General features: G+C 73.8%; 24 protein-coding genes and 1 riboswitch. Of the genes, 11 read left to right on the top strand and 13 right to left on the bottom strand.

The window, feature by feature from the left end; all coding sequences use genetic code 11:
* Positions 1-118 precede the first annotated feature (118 nt).
* On the top strand, positions 119-472 hold the full coding sequence (locus Q8W71_RS25305; RefSeq protein WP_305528186.1) for a hypothetical protein: 354 nt from the start codon (positions 119-121) through the stop codon (positions 470-472).
* Between the two features lie 16 nt (positions 473-488).
* On the opposite strand, the gene mfd is transcribed toward Q8W71_RS25305, so the two are convergent.
* Positions 489-4103, bottom strand: a complete 3615-nt coding sequence (gene mfd, locus Q8W71_RS25300; RefSeq protein ID WP_305528185.1) for a transcription-repair coupling factor — start codon at positions 4101-4103, stop codon at positions 489-491.
* Positions 4104-4261: 158 nt separating this feature from the next.
* On the opposite strand from mfd, the gene Q8W71_RS25295 reads away from it, so the two are divergent.
* Positions 4262-4396: a BrnT family toxin gene (locus Q8W71_RS25295; RefSeq protein ID WP_305528184.1), complete on the top strand. Its 135-nt coding sequence runs from the start codon at positions 4262-4264 to the stop codon at positions 4394-4396.
* Between the two features lie 127 nt (positions 4397-4523).
* A complete protein-coding gene (locus tag Q8W71_RS25290) occupies positions 4524-4865 on the top strand; it encodes a BrnA antitoxin family protein (RefSeq protein WP_305528183.1) in 342 nt (113 codons plus the stop codon).
* 10 nt (positions 4866-4875) lie between these two features.
* Here the strand turns inward: Q8W71_RS25290 and Q8W71_RS25285 are convergent, their stop codons facing one another.
* Together Q8W71_RS25285 and Q8W71_RS25280 are read right to left on the bottom strand one after the other, a co-directional pair.
* Positions 4876-5100, bottom strand: coding sequence for a hypothetical protein (locus Q8W71_RS25285; RefSeq protein WP_305528182.1), 225 nt, complete (start codon positions 5098-5100; stop codon positions 4876-4878).
* A 59-nt stretch (positions 5101-5159) separates the two neighbouring features.
* Positions 5160-5456 carry an FAD assembly factor SdhE gene (locus Q8W71_RS25280; RefSeq protein WP_305528181.1) on the bottom strand — a complete coding sequence of 99 codons (297 nt, stop codon included), beginning with the start codon at positions 5454-5456 and terminating at the stop codon, positions 5160-5162.
* 152 nt (positions 5457-5608) lie between these two features.
* Here Q8W71_RS25280 and Q8W71_RS25275 point away from each other — a divergent pair, with 152 nt between their 5' ends.
* The 3 genes from Q8W71_RS25275 to Q8W71_RS25265 all read left to right on the top strand — a co-directional run bounded on the left by Q8W71_RS25275 (position 5609) and on the right by Q8W71_RS25265 (position 7899).
* Positions 5609-6331, top strand: coding sequence for a thiamine phosphate synthase (locus Q8W71_RS25275; protein WP_305528180.1), 723 nt, complete (start codon positions 5609-5611; stop codon positions 6329-6331).
* The gene (gene thiD, locus Q8W71_RS25270) at positions 6328-7149 is read left to right on the top strand and encodes a bifunctional hydroxymethylpyrimidine kinase/phosphomethylpyrimidine kinase (RefSeq protein ID WP_305528179.1); all 822 of its coding nucleotides are present in this window, start codon (positions 6328-6330) and stop codon (positions 7147-7149) included. Before Q8W71_RS25275 ends, thiD begins: the two co-directional genes overlap by 4 nt.
* Before the next feature lie 123 nt (positions 7150-7272).
* Entirely contained in the window at positions 7273-7899 is a 627-nt protein-coding gene (locus Q8W71_RS25265; protein WP_305528178.1) for a helix-turn-helix domain-containing protein, read from the top strand.
* On the opposite strand, the gene Q8W71_RS25260 is transcribed toward Q8W71_RS25265, so the two are convergent.
* Complete coding sequence (locus Q8W71_RS25260; protein ID WP_305528177.1) at positions 7874-8803, bottom strand: homoserine O-succinyltransferase; 930 nt, start codon at positions 8801-8803, stop codon at positions 7874-7876. The genes Q8W71_RS25265 and Q8W71_RS25260 overlap by 26 nt on opposite strands.
* 37 nt (positions 8804-8840) lie before the next feature.
* Positions 8841-8946: riboswitch (SAM-I-IV-variant riboswitch) on the bottom strand.
* A gap of 123 nt (positions 8947-9069) precedes the next feature.
* Between Q8W71_RS25260 and Q8W71_RS25255 the strand changes: the two genes are divergently transcribed.
* Both Q8W71_RS25255 and Q8W71_RS25250 read left to right on the top strand, forming a co-directional pair.
* Positions 9070-9477 carry a hypothetical protein gene (locus Q8W71_RS25255; protein ID WP_305528176.1) on the top strand — a complete coding sequence of 136 codons (408 nt, stop codon included), beginning with the start codon at positions 9070-9072 and terminating at the stop codon, positions 9475-9477.
* Positions 9474-9788, top strand: coding sequence for a hypothetical protein (locus tag Q8W71_RS25250; protein ID WP_305528175.1), 315 nt, complete (start codon positions 9474-9476; stop codon positions 9786-9788). Before Q8W71_RS25255 ends, Q8W71_RS25250 begins: the two co-directional genes overlap by 4 nt.
* Before the next feature lie 54 nt (positions 9789-9842).
* On the opposite strand, the gene Q8W71_RS25245 is transcribed toward Q8W71_RS25250, so the two are convergent.
* The 5 genes from Q8W71_RS25245 to Q8W71_RS25225 all read right to left on the bottom strand — a co-directional run bounded on the left by Q8W71_RS25245 (position 9843) and on the right by Q8W71_RS25225 (position 14851).
* Positions 9843-10421, bottom strand: coding sequence for an ABC-type transport auxiliary lipoprotein family protein (locus Q8W71_RS25245; RefSeq protein ID WP_305528174.1), 579 nt, complete (start codon positions 10419-10421; stop codon positions 9843-9845).
* A gap of 121 nt (positions 10422-10542) precedes the next feature.
* Positions 10543-11625, bottom strand: a complete 1083-nt coding sequence (locus Q8W71_RS25240) for an MlaD family protein (RefSeq protein WP_305528173.1) — start codon at positions 11623-11625, stop codon at positions 10543-10545.
* Positions 11626-11648: 23 nt separating this feature from the next.
* Positions 11649-12461 carry an ABC transporter ATP-binding protein gene (locus tag Q8W71_RS25235; RefSeq protein ID WP_305528172.1) on the bottom strand — a complete coding sequence of 271 codons (813 nt, stop codon included), beginning with the start codon at positions 12459-12461 and terminating at the stop codon, positions 11649-11651.
* Positions 12462-12469: 8 nt separating this feature from the next.
* Positions 12470-13552, bottom strand: coding sequence for an ABC transporter permease (locus Q8W71_RS25230; RefSeq protein ID WP_305528211.1), 1083 nt, complete (start codon positions 13550-13552; stop codon positions 12470-12472).
* A gap of 114 nt (positions 13553-13666) precedes the next feature.
* On the bottom strand, positions 13667-14851 hold the full coding sequence (locus tag Q8W71_RS25225; RefSeq protein WP_305528171.1) for an MFS transporter: 1185 nt from the start codon (positions 14849-14851) through the stop codon (positions 13667-13669).
* A 157-nt stretch (positions 14852-15008) separates the two neighbouring features.
* Here Q8W71_RS25225 and Q8W71_RS25220 point away from each other — a divergent pair, with 157 nt between their 5' ends.
* The gene (locus Q8W71_RS25220; protein ID WP_305528170.1) at positions 15009-15947 is read left to right on the top strand and encodes a hypothetical protein; all 939 of its coding nucleotides are present in this window, start codon (positions 15009-15011) and stop codon (positions 15945-15947) included.
* A gap of 88 nt (positions 15948-16035) precedes the next feature.
* Positions 16036-16476 carry a DUF1489 family protein gene (locus Q8W71_RS25215; protein ID WP_305528169.1) on the top strand — a complete coding sequence of 147 codons (441 nt, stop codon included), beginning with the start codon at positions 16036-16038 and terminating at the stop codon, positions 16474-16476.
* Between the two features lie 35 nt (positions 16477-16511).
* Here the strand turns inward: Q8W71_RS25215 and Q8W71_RS25210 are convergent, their stop codons facing one another.
* The 3 genes from Q8W71_RS25210 to Q8W71_RS25200 are packed head-to-tail and all read right to left on the bottom strand — an operon-like array spanning position 16512 to position 19762.
* Positions 16512-17723 (bottom strand): biotin/lipoyl-binding protein, encoded by a 1212-nt coding sequence (locus Q8W71_RS25210; RefSeq protein ID WP_305528168.1) that lies wholly within the window; start codon positions 17721-17723, stop codon positions 16512-16514.
* 3 nt (positions 17724-17726) lie between these two features.
* A complete protein-coding gene (locus Q8W71_RS25205; protein ID WP_305528167.1) occupies positions 17727-17930 on the bottom strand; it encodes a DUF1656 domain-containing protein in 204 nt (67 codons plus the stop codon).
* Entirely contained in the window at positions 17927-19762 is a 1836-nt protein-coding gene (locus tag Q8W71_RS25200; RefSeq protein ID WP_305528166.1) for an FUSC family protein, read from the bottom strand. The genes Q8W71_RS25205 and Q8W71_RS25200 overlap by 4 nt, the downstream gene beginning before the upstream one ends.
* A 480-nt stretch (positions 19763-20242) precedes the next feature.
* Here Q8W71_RS25200 and Q8W71_RS25195 point away from each other — a divergent pair, with 480 nt between their 5' ends.
* Positions 20243-21136 carry a LysR family transcriptional regulator gene (locus tag Q8W71_RS25195; protein WP_305528165.1) on the top strand — a complete coding sequence of 298 codons (894 nt, stop codon included), beginning with the start codon at positions 20243-20245 and terminating at the stop codon, positions 21134-21136.
* A gap of 209 nt (positions 21137-21345) precedes the next feature.
* Here the strand turns inward: Q8W71_RS25195 and Q8W71_RS25190 are convergent.
* Positions 21346-21987 (bottom strand): hypothetical protein (locus Q8W71_RS25190; protein ID WP_305528164.1); only part of this gene is annotated, 642 nt, incomplete at its 5' end.

Below are 21987 nucleotides of genomic sequence, written 5' to 3'. Positions count from 1 at the left end.
CCCCGCCCGGCCGGAGAGAGCCAGAGATGGGCGGGCGGCGCAACGGGCAGACTTTGGACAGACCTTGCACCGGGTCGCGTCGCGCGCGGATAATGCGGGGCTCACGACGGAGGTCGATATGGACGCCCCCCCGGCCCTTCCCGCGACCGACGCCCAGGGACAGGCCACCTACGGCATGGCGAACCTGCGCTCGAAGACGACCGGGCTGCCGTTCGTGGTCTTCATCTCCCAGCGGGCGAGGGCGCGGCACGATGCCCGCGTGAAGGTCTCCCCGGGACCGCGGGTCCAGCCCGACCAGATGGGCTCGTACCAGCTCCGGCCCTTCCAGCACACCGACGGCCCGCGCCTCGGCGTCGGGGACGAGGCGCTTCTGCGGGCCTGGGTCGCGCTGAACCTCGACGTGCTCCTGAGCTACTGGGACGGGCGGATCGAGTTCACGGAAGACGCGATCGACCTGCTCAGTCGCGTGTGACTCGACCGCGACCGCCTCACGCCGCCTTCTTCCCCCGCTCGGCGATCTTCACGAGGCTGCGCAGCACCTCTGTCGCGGTCTTCAGCCGCGCCGGGACCGCCGGCAATTCGCGCACGAACACCACGCTCATGTCGGGGCGCACCTTCGCGAAGCTCGCCTGCTCGGCGACGTAGGCCACGAGCCCCTGCGGGTTGGCGTAGGACCGGTCGCGGAAATGGACGACGACGCCCTTCGGGCCGGCCTCGACCTTCTCGACGTTGGCCCTGAGGCAGAGGATCTTGATCGTGCCGATCTTCAGGAGCTGCTCCACCTCGGGCGGCAGCGGCCCGAACCGGTCGATCATCTCGGCGCCGAACGCCTCCATCTCGGCATCGTCCTGGATGGTCGCGAGCCGCCGGTAGAGGCCGAGCCGCACGCCGAGATCCTCGACGTAGTCCTCGGGGATGGTGACGGGCGCGCCGAGCGCGATGGTCGGCGACCACGCCTCCTCCGGCACGTCCTCGATGCCCGCCTTCAGCGCGGTGACGGCATCCTCCAGCATCTGCTGGTAGAGCTCGTAGCCGACCTCCTTGATGTGGCCGGACTGCGCGTCGCCGAGCAGGTTGCCGGCGCCGCGGATGTCGAGGTCGTGGCTCGCGAGCTGGAAGCCCGCCCCCAGCGTGTCGAGGCTCTGGAGCACCTTGAGGCGCTGCTCGGCCTGCGCCGTGAGCTGGCGGCCGGCCGGCGTCGTGAACAGGGCGTAGGCCCGCGCCTTGGAGCGGCCGACCCGGCCGCGGAGCTGGTAGAGCTGGGCCAGCCCGAACATGTCGGCCCGGTGGACGATCAGCGTGTTGGCGGTGGGGATGTCGAGGCCCGATTCGACGATGGTGGTCGAGAGCAGAACGTCGAACTTGCCCTCGTAGAAGGCGGTCATCACGTCTTCCAGTTGCCCCGCCGCCATCTGGCCGTGGGCCACCGCGACCTTGGTCTCGGGCATTTCTTGGTCGAGGAATTTCTTGACCTCGGCCAGATCCTCGATGCGCGGGACGACGTAGAACGACTGGCCGCCGCGGTAGCGCTCGCGCAGCAGCGCCTCGCGAATGGTCAGCGGGTCGAACGGCGTCACGAAGGTGCGCACCACCAGCCGGTCGACCGGCGGCGTGGCGATGATCGACAGTTCCCGCACGCCGGTCATGGCGAGTTGCAGTGTGCGCGGGATCGGGGTGGCCGACAGCGTCAGCACGTGCACGTCGGCCTGGAGCGCCTTCAGCCGCTCCTTGTGACTGACCCCGAAATGCTGCTCCTCGTCGACGATGATCAGGCCGAGATCCTTGAAGGCGATGTTCTTGGCGAGCAGCGCGTGGGTGCCGACGACCACGTCGACGGTGCCCGCCGCCAAGCCGGCGCGGGTCTGCTTCATGTCGCCGGCCGAGACGAAGCGCGAGAGCTGGGCGACCTGAACCGGCAGCCCTTTGAAGCGCTCGCTGAACGTGCGGTAGTGCTGGCGGGCGAGGAGCGTCGTGGGGACGATCACCGCCACCTGCTTGCCCGAGATCGCGGCGACGAAGGCGGCGCGCAGGGCCACCTCGGTCTTGCCGAACCCGACATCGCCGCAGACCAGCCGGTCCATCGGCCGGCCGGCGTTGAGGTCGTCGATCACCGCGTCGATGGCGCCGGCCTGATCCTCGGTCTCCTCGAACGGGAAGCGGGCGGCGAACTCGCCGTAGAGCCCCTCCGGCGCGTTGAGGGCGGGGGCCTTCTTCACGAAGCGCTGGGCGGCGACCTTGATCAGCGCGCCGGCCATCTCGAGGATGCGGCGCTTCATCTTGGCCTTGCGGGCCTGCCACGCCCCGCCGCCGAGGCGGTCCAGCGCCACCTCGGAATCCTCCGAGCCGTAGCGGGTCAGGAGCTCGATGTTCTCCACCGGCAGCAGGAGCTGGCCGCCGGTGTATTGCAGCTCCAGGCAGTCGTGCGGGGCCCCGGCGGCATGCACCGTCTTGAGTCCCAAAAAACGGCCGATGCCGTGGTCGGCGTGGACCACGAGGTCGCCGGTCTGGAGGGCCTGCACCTCCAGGATCACGTCCTGGGGCCGCTTGGCCTTGCGCTTCTGGCGCACCAGCCGGTCGCCGAGGATGTCGCCCTCGGACACCACCGCCAGGTCGCCGACGGTGAAGCCGGCCTCCAGGCCCCAGACCGCCACCGCCGCGTCGGTGCCGCGCTTGAGGGCGTAGACGTCGGTCAGCCGGGTGATCGCCACCGGCTTGCGCAACCCGTGGTCGGTGAGCACCCCGCAGAGCCGGTCGCGGGAGCCGTCGGACCAGGATCCCAGGATCACGTGATGCCCGGATCCCTGGAGGTCGCGGATGTGGGCGACCGCGGCGTCGAACACGCTGGCATGCTCGTCCGCCCGCTCGGGGGCGAAGTTCCGCCCGGCCTTGGCGCCGCAATCGATCACCGCGCGCTCGGGGGAATCCGGCTGGTCGAACGGCGTCAGCCGGGCGACCACCGCCCCGCCGACCCGCTCCTTCAGCTCGTTCGGCGTCAGGTAGAGGCTGCGCGGCGGCAGCGGCTTGTAGGGGGCGACGCCCGCCTGCGGGGTCTTGAGGGCGGTCTCGCGGGCCTGGAAATAGTCCTGCACCAGGGCCAGCCGCTCGGCGGCCGCCTCCTCCACCTGCGGGTCGAACAGCAGCGGCACGCCGGGGAGGTAGTCGAACAGGGTGTCGAGCCGGTCGTAGAACAGCGGCATCCAGTGTTCGAGCCCGGCGTAGCGCCGGCCCTCGCTCACCGTCTCGTAGAGCCGGTCGTCGCGGGTGGCGGCGCCGAAGCTCTGGACGTAGCCCTGGCGGAAGCGCCGGATGGTCTCGGTGGTGAGCTGGACCTCGCTCATCGGCACGAGGTCGAGCGCGCGGAGCTGGCCGGTGGTGCGCTGCGTCTCGGGGTCGAAGGCGCGGATCGATTCCAGGGTGTCGCCGAAGAAGTCGAGGCGGATCGGCGCCGCGAGACCCGGGGGCGAGAGGTCGAGGATGCCGCCGCGCACCGCATATTCGCCGGTGTCGCGCACCGTCCCCGTGCGCAGAAAACCGTTGGCCTCGACCCAGGCGACAATGCCGTCCATCGCCACGGCGTTGCCGATCGCCGCGGAGAAGGTCTCGCGCGCCACGTGGGCGCGGGGCGGCACCCGCTGCACCAGGGCGTTGACGGTGGTGCACAGCACCCGCGGGCGCTCCTCGGAGGAGCGGGTGCGGCTGAGGCGGGCGAGCGCCGTGACCCGCTGGGCGGCCACCGCTGTGGTCGGCGAGGTGCGGTCGTAGGGCTGGCAGTCCCAGGCCGGCAGGATCATCGCCTCGATCTCGGGGGCGACGAAGGCCAGCGCCGACTGGAACGCGGCCGAGCGGCCGGAATCCCGGGCGACGTGGACCAGCACCGCCGGCCCGTCCGACGTCGGCGCGAGCGCGCGCGCGAGGTCGGCGACGATGAGCGCGTCGAAGCCCTCGGGCACGCCGGCGAGCGTCGGGCTGTCGCCGCGCTTCAGGGCGTCGAGGGCCCGGGTCAGCGCCGAGTTCTTCGGCAGGGCGAAGCGGGCGGCCGCGGGCTTGGCGGCCGGATTCGGGGCGGGGGCCTTGGAGGGGGGCTTGGCGTGCGGCTTGGCCATCGGCTGTCTTGATCGCGGGCGCCGCCCGCGCGGGGAGGGGCGGCGCGGCCCGGCGTTAGCCCATCGGGCCGGCCCGATCCAGGGCGCGGGCCGCGTCGTATGGTCGGGCGGAGGCGGATGCTGGCATCGGTGCGCGCGTGCGCATAGATGTCCTGAGTATGGAACGGCTGTTCGGGTGTGATCCTGCGAAGCGCGCGATCTTGCTGAGGGAGCGGCATCTGGACCTGCTGGACATGGCGGAGATGTTCGCGGACACCGCGCGACTCGATGTCGTCGATGCTCGCCACGATTAGGGAGAGCTGCGCCGGGTCACGGTCGGCAGAGCCTCGGGCGGGATCGACACCGTCGTCTATACTCTTCGCGGGTCGACCACGTGGCTCATCACCGCGTGGCCGGCCAACCGGAAGGAGCGTGCCCGCTATGGCGAACGCGCGTGAGATGGTCTTCACCCGCCTGTCGGACGGCACCCTGCTGCGCCGCGAGCCCGATGGAAGCTACCGGCCGGTGGCCTCGGAGAGCGACCGTGCCCGGCTCGACGCCCTGACGGACGCGGAGATCGAGCGCATGGCCGCCTCGGACCCGGATCACCCAGCCCTCGACGACGCGTTCTGGGAGGCGGCCTCGGCGCCGGCCGAGAACGCCGAGGCGGTCACGCTTGACAGCGATGTCCTGCGGTACTTCCGCAAGGAGGGACGCGGCTACCAGAACCGGATCAACGCGGTGCTGCGGCATTACATGCGGGAGAACGAGCGGGCGGGCTGAGGCCGTCCCCTCAACCCTTCGTCCCGACGATCTCGGCGAGCGCCGTCTCGACCCGGCCCCGGAAGAACTCCGCGTTCGGCATGCCCTCGGTCATCGCCCCGGCGCGGGCGGCGGCCTCCCGCAGGACCGTCCCGCGCACAGCGGGGTCGGCCCGCTCCATCAGGTCCAGCATCACCCGGACCACGAGCTCGGTGGCGATCGAGCGGGCGGGGTGGTCGTAGGGGGTCTGGCTCATCACGCCTCGGCTCTCTGTCGGATCCTGCATGGCACGCCACCGCGCGGCCGGTGCGGCGCTCAGGAGTGGATCGGCGCGTCGTGCCGGTGGAAGTCCCGCAGCCGGCGCCAGACCGGGGTGTCGTAGTTCGACGGGGTCTGCGCCTCGCCGGTGAGCCACTTGAACAGGTCGCGGTCGGGCACCTCGATCAGCGCCTCGAACTGATCCAGCTCGGCCTCGGTGAGGGCGCCGATCTCGGCATCGGCGAAGCGGCCCATAATCAGGTCCATCTCGCGGATGCCCCGGTGCCACGCCCGGTACAGGGTGCGGCGGCGGCGCGGGTCGAGGTCTGCGCTCGAACGGGTGGTGCCTGACATTCTTTCGAACTCCGCGATCGGGGCGGCGTGTTCCGGCCGAGATAGGGACGGCAATGCCGCGGATCCAGCGGGCCGCTTGCCAGCGGCGCGGGGGCCGCCCAAACAGGCGCAGATCAAACGGGTGCAAGTCTGGGCAGGGACGGCGGGGAGCGATGGCCGCGATCGGGAAGGTCGAGACGGGCGGGGCGCGGGCGGTGGACCTGCGGCTCTACGGCCTGCTCGACGTCGGCGTCTGCGGCGGGGATGGCGACGCCCTCGCACGGATGGCCGCCGAGGCGGTGGCCGGCGGCTGCACCCTGCTCCAGTACCGCGAGAAGGATATCCCCGACGCCCGCGCCGCCCTGGTCCGGATCCGGGCGATCCTGGCCGCGGTCGGGGGCCGCGCGCCGGTGCTCGTCAACGACCGGGTCGACCTCGCGCTCGCGGCCGGGGCCGACGGGGTGCATCTCGGCCAGGGCGACCTGCACCCGTCCGACGCGCGGCGGCTCATGGGGGCGGGCGCGATCATCGGCCTGACCCTCAAGACGGGGGCCCAGGCCGACGAGCTGTACCGGCTGCCGGTGGACTACGCCTGCATCGGCGGCGTGTTCGCCACCACCAGCAAGGACAACCCGGACCCGCCGGTGGGCCTCGACGGGTTCGGACGGATCGCCTTCCGGGCGCGGCTCGCCCGGGGGCAGGGGCTGCCGCTCGGCGCGATCGCCGGCATCACGGCGGAGAACACGTCGCCCGTGATCGCGGCCGGCGCCGACGGGGTGGCAGTGATCACGGCCTTGTTCGGGCAGAGGTCCGAGGAGGTGCCCGTGCGCCAGCGTGCCCGCGACCTGCGCGGGCGGATCGACGCGGCGCTGGAGGCCCGAGGGCCCGTCCGATGACGAGTCCGAAAAAAACGCCGATCGCGGTGACGATCGCCGGCTCCGATTCCGGCGGCGGCGCCGGGATCCAGGCCGACCTGAAGACCTTCTCGGCGCTCGGCGTCTACGGGGCGAGCGTGCTCACCGCGCTCACCGCCCAGAACACCCGCGGCGTCCAGGCGATCCACGACGTGCCGGCGGACTTCGTCGCGCGGCAGATCGACAGCGTGTTCTCCGACCTCGCCGTCTCGGCGGTGAAGATCGGCATGCTGTCGCGGCCGGAGGTGATCGACGCGGTCGCCGAGGGCCTGGAACGGCATGCGGACAAGATCCCGGTGGTGCTCGACCCGGTGATGGTTGCCACCAGCGGCGACCGGCTGATCGCCGAGGAGGCGGTGGCGCGGCTGCGGGAGCGGCTGCTGCCGCGGGCCGACCTGATCACCCCGAACCTGCCCGAGGCGGCGGTGCTGCTCGGCGAGGGCGTGGCCGGGGATCCCGGCGCGGCGGCGGATCAGGCGCGGCGGCTCGCGGCGGGGGGCGCCCGCGCCGTGCTGGTCAAGGGCGGCCACGGCACGGGTCCCGAGAGCACCGACATCCTGGTCCTGGCGGACGGGACATCCCGGACCTACGCGGCCGCGCGGGTGGCGACGCGCAACACCCACGGCACCGGCTGCACCCTGTCGGCGGCGGTGGCGGCCGGGCTCGCCCGGGGGCTCGGGCTCGCGGAGGCGGTGGCGGAGGCCAAGGCCTACCTCACCGCGGCGATCGGGGCCGCCGACAGGCTGGCGATCGGGGCCGGCCACGGCCCGGTGCACCACTTCCACGCCCAGTGGTCCTGACGCCTTTCGCGCGGGCGTCCGGAGCTCGCCGCCGCGGCGCGGCTTGCGCCGGGGGCCCACTTGCGTTTGATAGAAGCGTACGATCGTTCGGATAACGGAACGATCCGGCGGGCTCCGGGTGCGATGCAGGATCAGGCGGAACGGTTGGAGCGGGGCCGGGCGCGGGACCTGCTGACGGGGGCGCAGGCGCTCTCGGGCCAGCTCGGCAAGACGATCCAGCGGCTGCGCAAGGCCTACAACCTCTCCTTGTCGGAACTCGCCGAGCAATCGGGGGTGGCCAAGTCGATCATCAGCCAGATCGAGCGCAACGAGACCAACCCGACGCTGGCGACGATCTGGCGGCTGTCGCAGGCGCTCGACGTGTCGATCGAGCGGGTGCTGGCGGCGGGCGACGAGGAGCCGTTCATCGAGAAGGCGTCGCGCTCCGACACGCCGATCCTCGTCTCCGAGGACGGCCGGGTGCGGCTGGCGATCATCGGCTGGGTCAAGACCATCGAGTGGCTGCAATGGTACGCGGTCTCGGCCGACCTCGGCGGGGTGCTCGATTCCGATCCCCACCAGCGCGGCTCGGTGGAGTCGCTGTCGGTCACCGAGGGCGCCTTCGAGGTCGAGATCGGCGGCGCCGTGCAGCGCGCCCGGGCCGGCGAGACGCTCCGCTACCGCTGCGACCGGCCCCACCTCGTGCGCTGCACGGAGGGGCCGGGGCGGGCGACCATGGTGGTGATCATGAAGGCCGCGGTGATGGAGTAGCGGCCCCGATCCGTGCCGGGTCGAACGGCGCCGTCCGGTAGATCTCGGCGATCCAGTTCCCGAACAGCAAGTGGGCGTGGCTGCGCCAGCGGTTCTCCGCCGGCCGGGACGGGTCGTCGTCGGGGAAGTAGTGCGCGGGCGCCGGGCCGTCGGCGTCGCGCGCGTGCTCGGCGGCGAGCGTCGCCGTGTCGTATTCGAGGTGGTTGAACATGTAGAGCGCGCGGTGCTCCGGCTCGCTCAGCAGGCACAGGCCGGTCTCCGCGCTCTCGGCCAGCACCGACAGGCCGCGGCCCGCCGGGATGTCCTCACGCCGCACCTCGGTCCAGCGGGAGACGGGGACGGGAAAGTCGTCCGAGACGCCCCGCAGGTAGGGCGAGGCCGGGGCGAGGTTGCGGTGGGGAAAGACGCCGAACGCCTTGCGCGGCAGGGTCCGCTTCGGGACGCCGTGGAAGTGGTGGAGCGCCGCCTGCGCCGCCCAGCAGATCGCGAGGCAGGCGTGGACGTGCGAGCGCGTCCAGTCGAACACCCGGCGCAGCTCCGGCCAGTAGCCCACCGCCTCGAACGGCAGCCGCTCCACCGGCGCCCCCGTGACGATGAACCCGTCGAACCGCTCGTCCCGCACGGCGCTCCACGGCCTGTAGAACGCCGCCATGTGGTCGGCGGAGGCGTTGCGGGCGACGTGGTCGGTCATCCGCACCAGGGTCAGCTCGACCTGGAGCGGGGTCGCGCCGAGCAGGCGGGCGAGCTGCGTCTCGGTGTCGATCTTGTTGGGCATGAGGTTGAGCAGGCCGATCCGCAGCGGCCGGATGTCCTGGCGCACGGCGTCGGTCTCGCGCATCACCGCCACGCCCTCGGCTTCGAGGACCCGGCTGGCGGGGAGATCGTCGGGTATCTTGATCGGCACGGCGCGCGGGTCCCTCGTCCGGGCCCGACGCGCGTGGCTTGATCCGTTGGGTTGCCGGCTCGGCCACATCCTCCTCGCGGAGCGCCACCTTGCCCGGAACGGCAGGTTGGCGTCGGGCGTCGGCCCAACTCTTGATGCGGATCCGTCTGTAGCGAAGGGAGGCCGAGCTTGGCAAGAGCGGCCGCGCGGTCCTCGATGAGGCGGGACGGCTATCGCCGACCTGTCCACCGTGCCACATGGTACGGGTGGGAATCGGGACCTATCCGATGGAGCGCATCGGGCGACTGCTGTTCGACCATCCCCTGATGAAGGCCGTCGGCCTCGGGCTGTTCGGCTTGCTTGGCAACATTCTCTCGGGCGCCTACATCTTCGAGATCACGAAGACGGTCGATGGAGTGCAGGGTCTCGATTGGACGGCCACGCCGCGCAGCCTGTCGTTCTGGCTCCTTCTGGTCGTCCTGCTGCTGATGGGGCTCTACGGCTGGGGCGCGGCCCGCCACGAAGGACGGATCCGTCGGGCCCTCAGCGAGACGGACGTGCTGGGCATCGCCCTTCGGGAGTTGATCGGCCCGATGATCGAGGCCGCCAAACGCGACATCGAGGACGGGAAGCTGCGCACGCTCGACGACGTCAGACGCATGTTCGGGCCCGGGACAGGAGATCGCCAGTCGTGAACGCCGTCTTCACCCAGTCCGCCGTCGAGCGCATGCGCGGGCGGGACATCACCGAGACGGACGTGAACCGCCTCCTGGCCATCGTCGAGCGGGTGGCGCAGCAGCCCGGCACGCTGACGAATCCCGAGAACGCCGTCCGGCTGGGACGCGAGGAGGAAACCTTCATCGTCCGCGCCGGCGAGATGCGAGCCGTCGTGACGATCGATCCCGCGCAGCCCGAACGGATCATCGTCCTGAGCGTCTACCGGGCCGATGAGGCGGGCCAACCCTCGCCCGACCGGACGCTGCGCAGCACGGCCGGCGCAGGGTAGAGGGTTCCGGGGCCCGGTTCGGAGGCGGCGACCGCGTGTCCGAGCCCCGCGATGCTACCGCCCCGTGCTCACCCAGCGGACGATGTCGGCGAGCACCACCACAAGCGCCTGGTCGAGCGCCCGGGCGCCGTTGCCGGCGTCGATCTTGGCCACCGGCACGCGGGCGGTGAAGATCCGCGCGGCGGCGACGCGGCCGGTGCCGTCGGCCACGAGCTTGACCGAGAGGTCGACCACCGCCTCGCCGGTGGCCGCCTGGATGTCGAAGGCGCGGATCTCGCTGATGAGCTGGTACTCGGCGGCCACCTTGTCGCCGGGGCGGCTGACCGAGCGCAGCCGCCCGGCATTCTCCAGGCTCTGGATGATCCGGGTCTGGATCAGCCGCGGCAGCCGGTCGGCCCACTGGCCGCCGCCCAGGAAGGAGAGGGCGCCGCCGGGCTCGCGCACGATGATCCGGTCCGCCTCGAAGGGCTGGATGCCCACCGGCTCCGAGACCACGACCGAGCGGCCGGCCGCGACGGGCCGGCCGGCCGGCGGCAGGGCCGCGAGGTCGAAGGTGAGGGGCGCGGCGCCGCCGCAGCCGCCGAGGGCGGCGGCCAGCAGGAGCGCGGCAGGGACGTGCGGGAAGCGGATCATGCGGGCGACCGGAAAGACCCCGCCGACGGGCGGCGGGGCTGTGCAAGCTCTGCCGCAGTAACCCCGATTTCCTTCACGCCGTGCCGTGTGCCGCAGCACATCGGGCCGCCGGGGCCGCGTTTCAGCGGCCACCGTTGTATTCGGGCAACGACGGCTTGCCGCCGAAGATCACCTGGGAGGGGTCGCGCTCCAGGTTGCGCACGGTGCGGTTCAGGGTGTTGAGGGTGCGCTGGCCGTCGCCCGACAGGGCCTCGACCTCCCGCCGGCCGCTGCCCGAGAGCTTGCCGAAATTGGCGGTGATGATCGCGGTGCGCTTGTCGAGGTTCTCCGACATGACGCGGAACGCCTTGCCGGCGTCGCGCACCGACATCGCCGCCTCGCGGATCTCGGTGAAGGTGCTCGTCCCCTCCTTGCCCGAGGCCGAGCCGAGGAAGCTCTGGGCGCCGCTCAGCACGCCGTCGATCTTGTCGGCGGAGGCGTTGAGCTTGGCCGCGAGCGCCCGGGCGTCGCGGATCGCCGCCTCGACGTCGGGGGAGGCGGAGGACAGGGCCGCCGAGAAGCGGTCGGCGTTGTCGATCACGCGGCCAAGCTTGGCCCCGTCCACCGCCTTCACGAGGGTCGCGATGTTGGGGCCGGCGTCGGCGAGCGTCTTGGAGAAGGCCTCGACGTTGGCGAGCGAGCGGTTGATGGCGCCCTCGTTGCCGGCCACGATCCGGTCGAGGCGGGCGAGCATCTCGTCGGCGCGCTGCGCCACCTGGCGGGCGAGCGCCATCATGTCCTGGATGTCGGAGGAATCCGCGAAGATGGTCGGCGGCTCGCCGTTGGCGCCCGGCGTCAGCACCGGCGCGTCGGCGTTGCCGCCCGAGAGCGAGATCACCGAGACGCCGGTCAGCATCGCCGAGTCGAGCCGGGCGCGGGTGTCGGCCCGCAGGGGCGTCGAGGGCTCGACCTTGATCTGCGCGATCACCCGGCGCGGATCCTGCGGCGCGAGGTGGATGTCGGTGACCTCGCCGACCTTGATGCCGTTGAAGTTGACGCTGGAGCCGCGCGACAGGCCTCCGACCGAGCCGGAGAACACGACCCGCACGGCCTGCGCCACCTGCCGCGACGAGCCGCCGGAGAGCCACAGCACGAAGCCGAAGCCCGCCACGATCACGGCGAGGGTGAAGGCCCCGATCAGGGCGTAGTTCGCGCGGGTTTCCATGGGGTCAGACCCGGATCTCGATGTCAGGCATGGGCGGGCGCTCCCGCCACGACGGCGCGGGCGCGCTTGCCGTGGAAGTAGGAGCGCAGCCAGGGATGGTCGCTCGCCAGCATCTCGTCGATCGTGCCGGCGGCGATGATCTGGCCGTCGCCGAGCGCCGCGATGCGGTCGCAGGCGGTGTAGAGGCTGTCGAGGTCGTGGGTGACCATGAACACGGTCAGGCCCAGCGTCTCCTTCAGCGTCGAGACGAGGTCGTCGAACTCGCCCGCGCCGATCGGGTCGAGGCCCGAGGTCGGCTCGTCGAGGAACAGGATCTCGGGATCCAAGGCGAGGGACCGGGCCAGCGCGGCGCGCTTGATCATGCCGCCCGACAGCTCCGAGGGCAGCTTGTCGGCCGCGTCCGGCTTCAGGCCGACCATCTCGATCTTGAGCCTCGCGAACTCGTCGAGCAGGCGCTCGGACAGGTCGAGATGCTCGCGCATCGGCACCTGGATGTTCTGCTTGACGGTGAGCGCCGAGAACAGGGCGCCCTGCTGGAACAGCACCCCCCAGCGCTGCTCCACCCGCCGCCGCTCGGCGTAGGTGAGCCCGTCCATGTCGCGGCCGAACACCTCGATCGTGCCCGAGCGCTTCGGGTTGAGCCCGAGGATGGTGCGGGTCAGCACCGACTTGCCCTGCCCCGAGGGCCCGACGAAGCCCAGGATCTCGCCGGCGCGGATGTCGAGGCTCAGCCCCTTCAGCACGTCCCGGTCGCGAAAACCCACGACGAGGTCGCGCACCCGGATGATGGTTCGGGGCTCGGGGGCGCGGGCGTCCGGGAGGGCGGGAGACGTCACAAAGAGACTCAGAAGTCGATGGCGGCGAAGAACACCGCGAACAGGCCGTCGAGGACGATGACCATGAAGATGGACTTCACGACTGAGGCGGTGACGTGGCGGCCGAGCGACTCGGCCGAGCCCTCGACGGCGAAGCCCTCGACGGTCGCGATGACCCCGATGATCAGCGCCATGAACGGCGCCTTGATGAGGCCGACGAGGATGTGGTGGACGCCGACCGCCGCCTGGAGGCGGGCGAGGAACTGGTCCAGCGTCAGCCCGCCGTAGAGCATGGCGGTCAGGCCGCCGCCGGTCAGCGCGGCGAGGTCGCCGATCAGCGTGAGCATCGGCAGGCCGATCATCAGCGCCAGGACCCGGGGCACGATCAGGATCTCGATCGGGTCGAGGCCCATCACGCGCAGGGCGTCGACCTCCTCGCGCATGCGCATCGAGCCGATCTCGGCGGTGATCGCCGAGCCGGAGCGGCCCGCGACCATGATCGAGGTGAGCAGCACGCCGAGCTCGCGCAGGATCAGCAGGCCGATCAGGTTGACGACGAAGGTCTGCGCGCCGAAGCGCTGGAGCTGGAAGATGCCCTGCTGGGCGACGATGCCGCCGACGAGGAACGAGATCAGCACGATGATCGGCGCGCCGTTGAGCGCCACCTGCTCGATCTGGTTGACCAGCGCGGTGCCGCGGAAGCTGCCGGGACGCGCGAGCACCCGGCCGCAGGCGGCGATCACCTCGCCGAGCACCGCGATCCCCTCCACGCATTCCCGGCCGGCGCGCACCGTCGCGCGGCCGACGCCGTCGAGGGCGCCCATCACCGGGCCGAGCCCCGGCCGGGCCGGGGCGGGCTCGGCGCCGCGCGCGGCCACCTCGCCGAGCAGGGTGCGGTGCTCGGGGGCGGCGCCGAGATAGGCGAGCCGCCCGCCCGCCGCCTCGATCTCTGCGCGGGTCCGCTCCAGCACCCAGGCGCCCAGCGTGTCGAGGCGCTCGATCCCGGCCATGTCGACGGCGAGCGCCGCGCCGCGGCCGGCCGCGGCCAGCCGCGCGGCCGCCGCCTCCACGGCCGGGGCCTGGTCCGCGGTCCAGCGGCCGCCGAGCGCCATGCGCCCGTCGCCAGCCGCCTGCAGCGATGCCGTGCCGGGCGCGAGCCCCTCGGTCAGCACGAACCGGTCTCCTTCGCGTTGCGGGTCCTATCCTGCCGTCCGGTTATGACGAGATTAGGGTTGCGGAATCCTCTCCATCCCCGAGCCTGCCCCCGCCCGCCGCGCGGCCGCCGCGAGGCCGAGGCCCGCTGCGGCCAGCGGCGCCATCAGCAGGAAGGCGAGGGGGCCGCCCGCCCGGTAGGCCAGCCCGCTCGCCAGCGTCGCGCAGACCGAGACCCCGGCGTTCACCGCGCTCAGCGTCCCCTGGGCCCGGCCGCGGGCGCCATCGGGGGCCAGCGCCGAGACCGCGGCCATCGCCCCGAGCTGGGTCGCGCCGAAGGTCAGGCCGTGGAGGCACTGGAGCGGCACCAGGGCGGCGAGCCGGTCGCCGAGGAGGAACAGGCCGAGCGCCCGCAGGAGCGCGGCGCCGCCGCCGAGGCCGAGCAGCCGCGCGGGGCTCTTCCAGGCCGTCGGCAGGCGCGGGAAGGCGGCGAACAGCGCGATCTCGGCCAGCACGCCGACCGCCCACAGGGCGCCGATCCAGGCGGCGGGGATGCCGTGGGCCGTCCAGTAGATGCTGCCGAAGCCGTAGACCGCCCCGTGGCTCGCCTGGATCGCGGCGGCGGCGCCGATGAATAGCCACAGCGCCCGCGGCAGGCGCGGCCGTCCCCCCGTCGCGGGCGCCTGCGCCGGGGCGGCCGGCGGGCGGGCGAGGGCGGCGGTGAGGCTCGCCGCCAGCGCGAGGCCGGTGAGCAGCAGCGGCACCGCGACCCGGCCGCCGAGCGCCGAGAACAGGGCGCCCGCGGCGAGGCTCGCCAGCAGGAAGGCGACCGAGCCGCCCATCCGGATCCGGGCGTAGGAGATCCGGGGGTCGCGGCGCGCGGCGGCGAGCGTCAGGTAGTCGATGGAGGGCACCAAGGGCGCCCCGGCCACGGCATTGAGCACGGTGAGCGCCGCGAGCGCGCCCCAGCCCAGGCCCGCGGCGGGGGGCATCAGCGCGTAGGTGAGCGCCACGCCGAGGCTGCCGAGCGCGATCAGCCGCCGGGCCCCGAGCCCGCGGTCGATCAGGGCCATCAGCGGCGCGGTGGCGACGATCCGCGTGGCGATCGGCAGCGCCAGCAGCAGCCCGATCACCCCGGCGTCGAGGCCGAGCGCGTCGAGCCAGACCGGCATGAACGGCATGGCGATGCCGATCTCGGTGAAGACGACGGCGTAGAGGAGGGACAGGCGCGCGGCGCCGGAACGGGGGGAGGGGGGCACGGGGACCGTCGCGGCGGGAGCGGAGCGCCGTAAGCCCGCGTTAAGCACGCCCTGTCAAATTCGCGGCCCATCAGACGTCCCGAGACGCGATCCGGCTCCGGGCGCGGCTCCGGCCGGAACCGCCCGCCCCCCGGGCCGCCCCTGTTCGGAAGCGCCGATGTCAGGTCCCTCCCCTTCGGCCGCGCCGGCCCCGGACGCCTACGCGGCGATCGAGGCGACGATGCGGGCGACCGAGCCGGGCCGCCGCTTCCTGGCCGAGCACGCCCGCCGCGCCCGGGGCGAGGACACCCAGACCCTGCTCGCGGCGATCCAGCGCGTGGAGCGGACGGTGATGGCCGACCGCGGCCCGGACGGGGTCGGGCACCTGCGCGGCGACCTCATGGAGATGGCCGCGGCGATCAGCCGGACCAAGGCGGAGATCGCGGCGATCAGCGAGCCCGACCAGGACCAGACCCGCCTCGCGCTGGCCTCGCAGGCGCTCGACGCGATCGTGCGGGCGACCGAGCACGCGACCTCGGACATCCTCGGCGCCGCCGAGGCGGTGCAGGAGGCGGCGTGGTCCCTGCGCGAGCGCGGCGCCGACCCGACGGCCTGCGACGCCCTCGACCGGCACGCCACCACGATCTACACCGCCTGCTCGTTCCAGGACCTGACCGCCCAGCGCACCGCGCGGATCGTCTACACGCTGCGCTACCTGGAGGACCGGCTCGCGGCGATGATCGCCATCTGGAGCCGGGACGGCGACCGGATCCCGCCCCCGCAGGCGCCCGCCGGCCCCAAGGCCGAGGATCTCTGCCAGAGCGACGTCGACCGCTACATCGCCATGGACGTGCCCGCGGTCACCGCGGCGGCGATCGTCGCGCTGCCCGGCGCCCCGACGCTGCACGAGGACATCGTGTTCGTGCCCGTCGCCGAGGTGGAGAGGGCGGAGGCAGCGGAGGCGGCGGCGGCCGAGCCGGTGCCCGGCCTCTGGGCCGCGGCCGCCGAGGCCCCGGGCGGTCCGGTCCCGGGCTGTTCGGCCGGCCCCTGGTCCGGGCTGGGCCTCGCCGAGATCGACGCGCTGTCTCCCGAGATGCGCCTCGCGCTGTTCGCCTGACGCGATCCCGGGGCGCGCCCCGCGCGCGCCGCGCCCGCCCCTGCTATAGGGGCGCCCCGCCCGCGAGAGGGCGCCCCCGGACGGACCCGTGGCCCTGCACCTGCTCAAGCTCTGCGTCGGACCGGCCTCGATCGCCGAGCTGGAGGCGCGGCAGGCGCGGGTCGCGGTCCAGGCCCGGGAAGAGGGCCGGCCGGAGGCCCCGGTCCACGTCACCCGCATGCTGCCCAAGCGCCACAGCGAGATCGCCGGACGCGGCTCGCTCTACTGGGTGATCCGCGGCACGCTCTGCTGCCGCCAGGGCGTCGCCACGATCGAGCCGACGACCGGCGCCGACGGGGTGCCGCGCTGCCGCCTCGTCCTCGATCCGCGGATCGTGCCGGTGGCGCCGCGCCCGTGCCGCCCGTTCCAGGGCTGGCGCTACCTCGCCGCGGGGGACGCCCCCGCCGACCTCGCCGCCGGCCTGTCGGGCGACCTCGCCGAGATGCCGGAGGCCCTGCGCCGGGAGCTGGCGGGCCTCGGCCTGCTCTGACGGTCTGCCGTGACCTGAGCCGGGCCCCGCCCCGCTCAGGGCTGCTGGGGCTTCGCCGTCAGGCCGTCGGCGAGCCCGGGGGCGATCTGCTCCGGGGTCTGCGCCGGCGTCGGCTGCGGCTCGGGCAGGCGCGCCACCGGGCCGGTGCCGCCGAGCGTCGGCGGGATGCAGTCCGGCGACGGCGCGGGCGGGGCGAACACGTCGCGCACGCGCCCGGTCAGGGCGGCGAGCGGCCCGGGCGCCCCGGCCGCGCCCTTGCGCACGGTCACGGTCGCGGTCAGGCCGGAGACCAGGGGCACGCCGGGCGGCACCTCGGTGATGCGCACCCGCACCGGCACGCGCTGGGCGAGCCGCACCCAGGTGTAGACCGCGTTGACGCTCGGCAGGCCCTGCGTGCCCGACGCGGCGTTCGACACGGCGATGCCGCGGGTGATCGTGTCGACCTTGCCCACGATCGGCGCCGCGAAGCCCATGAGCTGCGCCTCGGCCCGGTCGCCGACGCAGATCCGCCCGAGCTTGGTCTCCTCGAAGTAGCCGTCGATCCAGTACGAGTCCGTGTCGATCACCGAGACGTTGGCGTCGCCGGTGGCGGCGAAGTCGCCGACCCGCATCAGCAGGTTGGTGACGAAGCCGTTGACCGGGCTCGTCACCTGCGTGCGCCGCAGGTTGATCTCGGCCTGGTCCTGCTGCTGCTGCGCCTGCTGGAAGGTGGCTTCGGCGGCGTCCGCCGCACCCACGGCCGCCTGCTGCTGCTGGGCGGTGGTGGCGGCGGTGCCGAGCGCCAGCAGCCGCTTCGCCTGCTCGCGCTTGACCTGGTAGTCGGCCGCCGACTGCTTCACGTTCGCCTTGGCGCTGGCGAGCTTCACCCGGTAGTCGAACGGGTCGATGACGTAGAGCACCTCGCCCCGCTTGACGTACTGGTTGTCGACGATCCGCACCTCGGTGATCTGGCCGGAGACCTGCGGGGCGACATTGGCGACCTGGACGCGCACGGTCCCGTCGCGGGTCCAGGGGGCGAGGATGTAGTAGTCCCAGATCACCAGCGCGCCGAGCAGGGCGGCGGCGAAGATCAGCGCGGTGGCGGCGTAGCGCGCGGCCCGCCGCGCGAGGCCGGCGCGCGCGGGCGGCGGCTCCTCGGCCCAGCGCAGGGGCGGAGCGGCGTCGGGCGGAGGCGCGTCGGGTGGAGGCGCGTCGGGCGGAGGCGCGGGGGGCCGGCCGTCGGGCTCCGGGGTTCGGTCGGTGGTCATGGCTCAGAGCAGCACGATCAGGAGGGCGAGGATCACGACGTAGAGGGAGAGCAGCGCCACCGGCGGCGCGCTGAACAGGTCCTCGAACCCGACCCGGGCGAGGACCGGGCGCAGCAGCAGGAACACGGCGAGCGCCGCGGCGACGTAGGTGACGAACGGCGAGACCAGCACGCCGCCCAGCACGAGTTCGTGGAAGGTCCCGCTCACCGCACCGCCTCCGTCGCGGGTTCGGCGGGCGCGTCGATCAGGTCGGCCGCCCAGGCCATGTCGGCGGCGAGCGCCAGGCGATCCGCGTCGTCGCCGGCGGCGAGCAGCGCGTCCGCCGCCCGTCTCAGGCCGTCCGCGTCCGCCGCGGCCAGCGCCGCGCGGGCGCGCCGGTCGAGATCGGGCGCCGTCCCGCCCGGTCCCGGGGGCGCGAGCCGGTCGAGCCCGCGCCGGACCCGGCGCGCCGCCCGGGCGAGGTCGGCCATCCGCAGGGCGGCGGCGAGGTCGGCCGGCCCGGTCCCGGGCAGGGCGGCGAGCGTGCCGATCCGGCTGGCGTCGAGCAGCCGGGTCTCGCCGTCCGGCCGCGCCCGCCCGGCGCCGCGCAGGGCGTCGCGCATGTCGCGGCGCGCGGCGTCCAGCGCCCAGCGCCGCCGCTGCGCGCCGGTGGTCGGGAACAGCACCCGCACGAGCACGAAGACCAGCAGCGCGGCGGTCACGAACAGGATCGCGTCGGTGACGTAGGTCTGCGGGTCGTAGCTCTGCGGGTTGCTGGGCCCGACGATGGCCAGGGTGAACACGGTCACGAGCAGCCCGATGCCGGCCCGCGTCGGCACCGGGCTCGAGGTCAGCAGCAGGCTGGCGAACAGGGCCGGCGCGGTGCCGAGCATCAGCAGCGGGAAGGCGTCGACGCCCCCGAGGATCAGGAACTGCGTGATCCCGCCGGCCACGACGGCGGCCGGGACCGCGATGACGGCGGACCGGCTCATCACCGCCGGATCGGGGGCGTTGGCGGACAGGCACATCACGACGCCGACCATGCCCCAGGCGACCGAGGTCATCGGCCAGCCGGTCAGGACGAACAGGAATCCGGACGCCACGCTCGCCAGGAAGGCGCGCAGGGCGTTGCGCAGGGCGTTCTCCCGGGGGCGGTAGATCGGCATGCGCGGCGGGTGCGGGACCGGCCGGCCGGCGCGGGCCGCCGCGTAGGCCTGGGCGGCGGCCTCGCGCCGGGCGGCGAGCTCGCCCGTCAGCCGCCGCTCGATCAGGGCGCGCAGCCGCGGGTCGCCGCCGCGCCCGTGCCGGGAGACGGCGAGGGCGCGGGCGGCCCGGATCTCGCCGACGAAGGCGGCGAGCGCGGCGCGCACGGCCCCGGCCCGCGCCGTCCCCGACACCGCCTCGACCGGGAGCGCGTTGAGGAGGGGGTGCTGGTCCGAGACCGTGCGCAGCATCGCCGCCGCCCGGGCGTCCGTGCCCGCCCCCGGCCCGTCGCGCAGCAGGCCGTCCGCGAAGGCGCGCACCGCCTCGCGGCCCCGCCCGATGCGGTCGAGCAGGCCCGGCCCGATCTCCGGACCCGAGAACAGGTCGACGACGAGGGTGATGCTGGCGATGCCGATGGCGATGGCCGCGCAGCGGTTGAGGATCGCCGAGAACAGGCCGCCGGGATCGTCCATCTGGAACACCGCGACGATCGAGACGGTGTAGCCGCAGATGACGGCGCCGTAGGCGCGGTTGCCGTCGAGGAAGCCGGCGGCGAAGACGCAGGCGGCGAGCCACGCGGAGTAGGCGATCACGTAGAGGTCGCGGGCCTGCGCGAACAGGCCGACGATGACGATCGACACGACCCCGCCGACGGCCGTGCCGAGGAAGCGGTAGGCCGACTTCTCGATGATCTGCCCGCGGGTCTGGAGGGCGAGGATGGCGGCGGTGACGCCCGCGCTGCTGGCGCCGTCGAGCTGGATCCAGAACGCGACGCCGAGGGCGAGGTGGACGGCGAGCCAGATCCGCAGGGCGAACAGCCAGCGGCTGAGCGGCAGGCCGGCGAAGCTGGCCGTCATCGGCGGCGGGACCGGTCAGGCCCTACGCCGCGCGCCCCCGCCCCCGGAGACCTCGCACCCCGAGACCTCTCCCTCCGAGACCTCGCCCGGCACCGCGCCGGCCGCGCCCGGTTCGCGCGCGCGCATGACGGGATTGGGACGCGCATGGGCAGTTCGAGACCTGTGATCGTTCCGGGTCCGTCGCGCGAGAGCTTCGCGAGAGCGCCGGCCGCGAGGGTGCACCACCGTCATGGGAGCCGGCTCCTGCGGCGCCCAAAGAAGCCCATCCGGCCCCCGCACACAAGAGGGCGCGCGCCCGATGCCGGCATAGGTCCGACGTTATGGGTCCGGACGGATCCGGCGGTGCGGCGGGGCCCGCGGCGGCGCGTTTGCCGTTCGCCGGCCGGCGCGATAGAGCGCTCCCGCCGGAGCGGGGGCCGGACCCGGCGGGGCCCGTCCGGCGGCGCGCGGTCCGGGCCCGGCTCCGGTCGGAGGGGCGGCATGGGTTCCGGGGCGGGCACGGGTTCCGGGGACCGCGCCGAGGCGCGCTTCTACACCGACAACATCCGCACCTTCGTGGCCGTGTCCGAGCACGGCGGGGTAGGGCGCGCGGCCCGCGCCCTCGGCCTGAGCCAGCCCTCGGTCAGCCAGCAGGTCGCGCGGCTCGAAACGCTGATCGGGCGCAGGCTCTTCCGGCGCGGGGCGGACGGCGTCTCGCTGACGCCGGACGGCGAGATCCTGCTGCGCCACGCGCGGGCGATGATCGGCCTCAGCGAGGCGGTCGGCCGGAGCTTCGGCCTCGACGGGCGGCCGGTGCGGCTCGACGTCGGGCTGACCGAGATGTTCGGCCTCACGGCGTTGCAGCGCGTGCTGGGGCTCGTGGCCCGGCAGAATCCCGGCCTCGCGCTCCGGATCGTCCTGGGGCGCACGGAGACCCTGGCGGCGGGCTTCGCGGACGGCGCCTTCGACGTGGTGGTGTCCGGTCCGCTCGGGACGCCGGGCGCCCGCTTCCTGCGCAGCGAGCCGCTGGCCTGGATCGGGCGGGCCGACGCGCCGGGCCCGGTCCCCGACCCGGTCCCGCTGGTGCTGCCGCTCGCCCCGAGCCGCCTGCGCACTGTGATGCTGGCGGCGCTGGAGGGGGCCGGCCGGTCGTGGACCGGCGCGTTCGAGGTGTCGAGCGTCTCGGCGGTCGAGGCGGCGATCGAGGCGGGGTTCGGCTATTGCGCCGCCTGGGCCCGGCTGCCGCTCCGCGGGCCGGTCCGGCTCGGCCCGGAGAGCGGCCTGCCCGCGCTGCCGGGGGTCGATTACGTCATCCACACGCGGGCGGGCGCGCGGGACGACCTCGTGGGCCCGTTCTGCGACCTGATCGCCGAGGCCGTCGCCGCCGGCCCGTGAGCGGGCCCACGAGGTCGTCCCGCGCGGCGCGGTCGTCCCGCCAGAAAAAACCCGCTCCCGCCGCGCGGCGGGAGCGGCGTCCCGCGTCTCATAACCAACGGCCGGAACCGCTGACTCGTCCTGCCCCCCGGCCGTCGGCGAGCGTGAAGACGCGCCGCCGCCGATGCGGCGGGCGGCGCCCGACGTGTCAACGTCGGGCGCCGCGGGTATCAGGCGCCGTCGAACCGGCCGCTGGCGTGGGCGAGCATGGTGTAGACCTTGCCCGTCTCCGAGGTCAGGTAGGCGTCGGTCCGCTTGGCGTCGCGGTCGTTCTTGACCACGTCGCCGAGCAGGCGCTCGAACTCGCCGACGTAGCGGTCGACGCTGCGGCGGAACTCGGCGTCGCTCCGGTAGCGGCGCTGGATCTCCGCGAAGGTCGCCCGGCCCTGCGGCGTGTAGATCCGCGGGTCGAACAGGTTCGGCTCGCCGCGCCGGTAGCGCTCCCAGAGATCGACCGCCGTGCGGTGGTCGAGCATCCGCGCGATGTCGGTCGAGATCGTGTCGAGGGCGATCCGGCCGGTCTCGGCGGCATTCTGGGGCGTCTCGCGGGAGGCCGGCTGCTCGCGGGAGACGGCCCCGTCGCGGGTCCCTTCGCGCACCCCTTCGCGCGCCCCTTGGCCCTGGGCCGGGGCGGCGGGGGCCGCCTCGTCCTCGTCGTCCAGGGAGGCGCGGCTGAGCAGGTCGGACAGCCAGCCGCGCTTGTCTCCATTGGGGGCGGGGGACGCGGCCGGGCGCGCGGCCGGGCGGCTCTCGACGCGGGCCGCTTGCCGCGGGGGCGCCGCGGGCACCGGGACCGGCGCGGGGGCAAGGGC

Origin of the sequence: Methylobacterium amylolyticum, assembly GCF_030700245.1 — a bacterium.
In the GTDB taxonomy this organism is placed as follows: domain Bacteria; phylum Pseudomonadota; class Alphaproteobacteria; order Rhizobiales; family Beijerinckiaceae; genus Methylobacterium.
The sequence above is the reverse complement of the archived record's forward strand: the minus strand, read 5'-3'. Positions and strand labels throughout refer to the sequence as shown.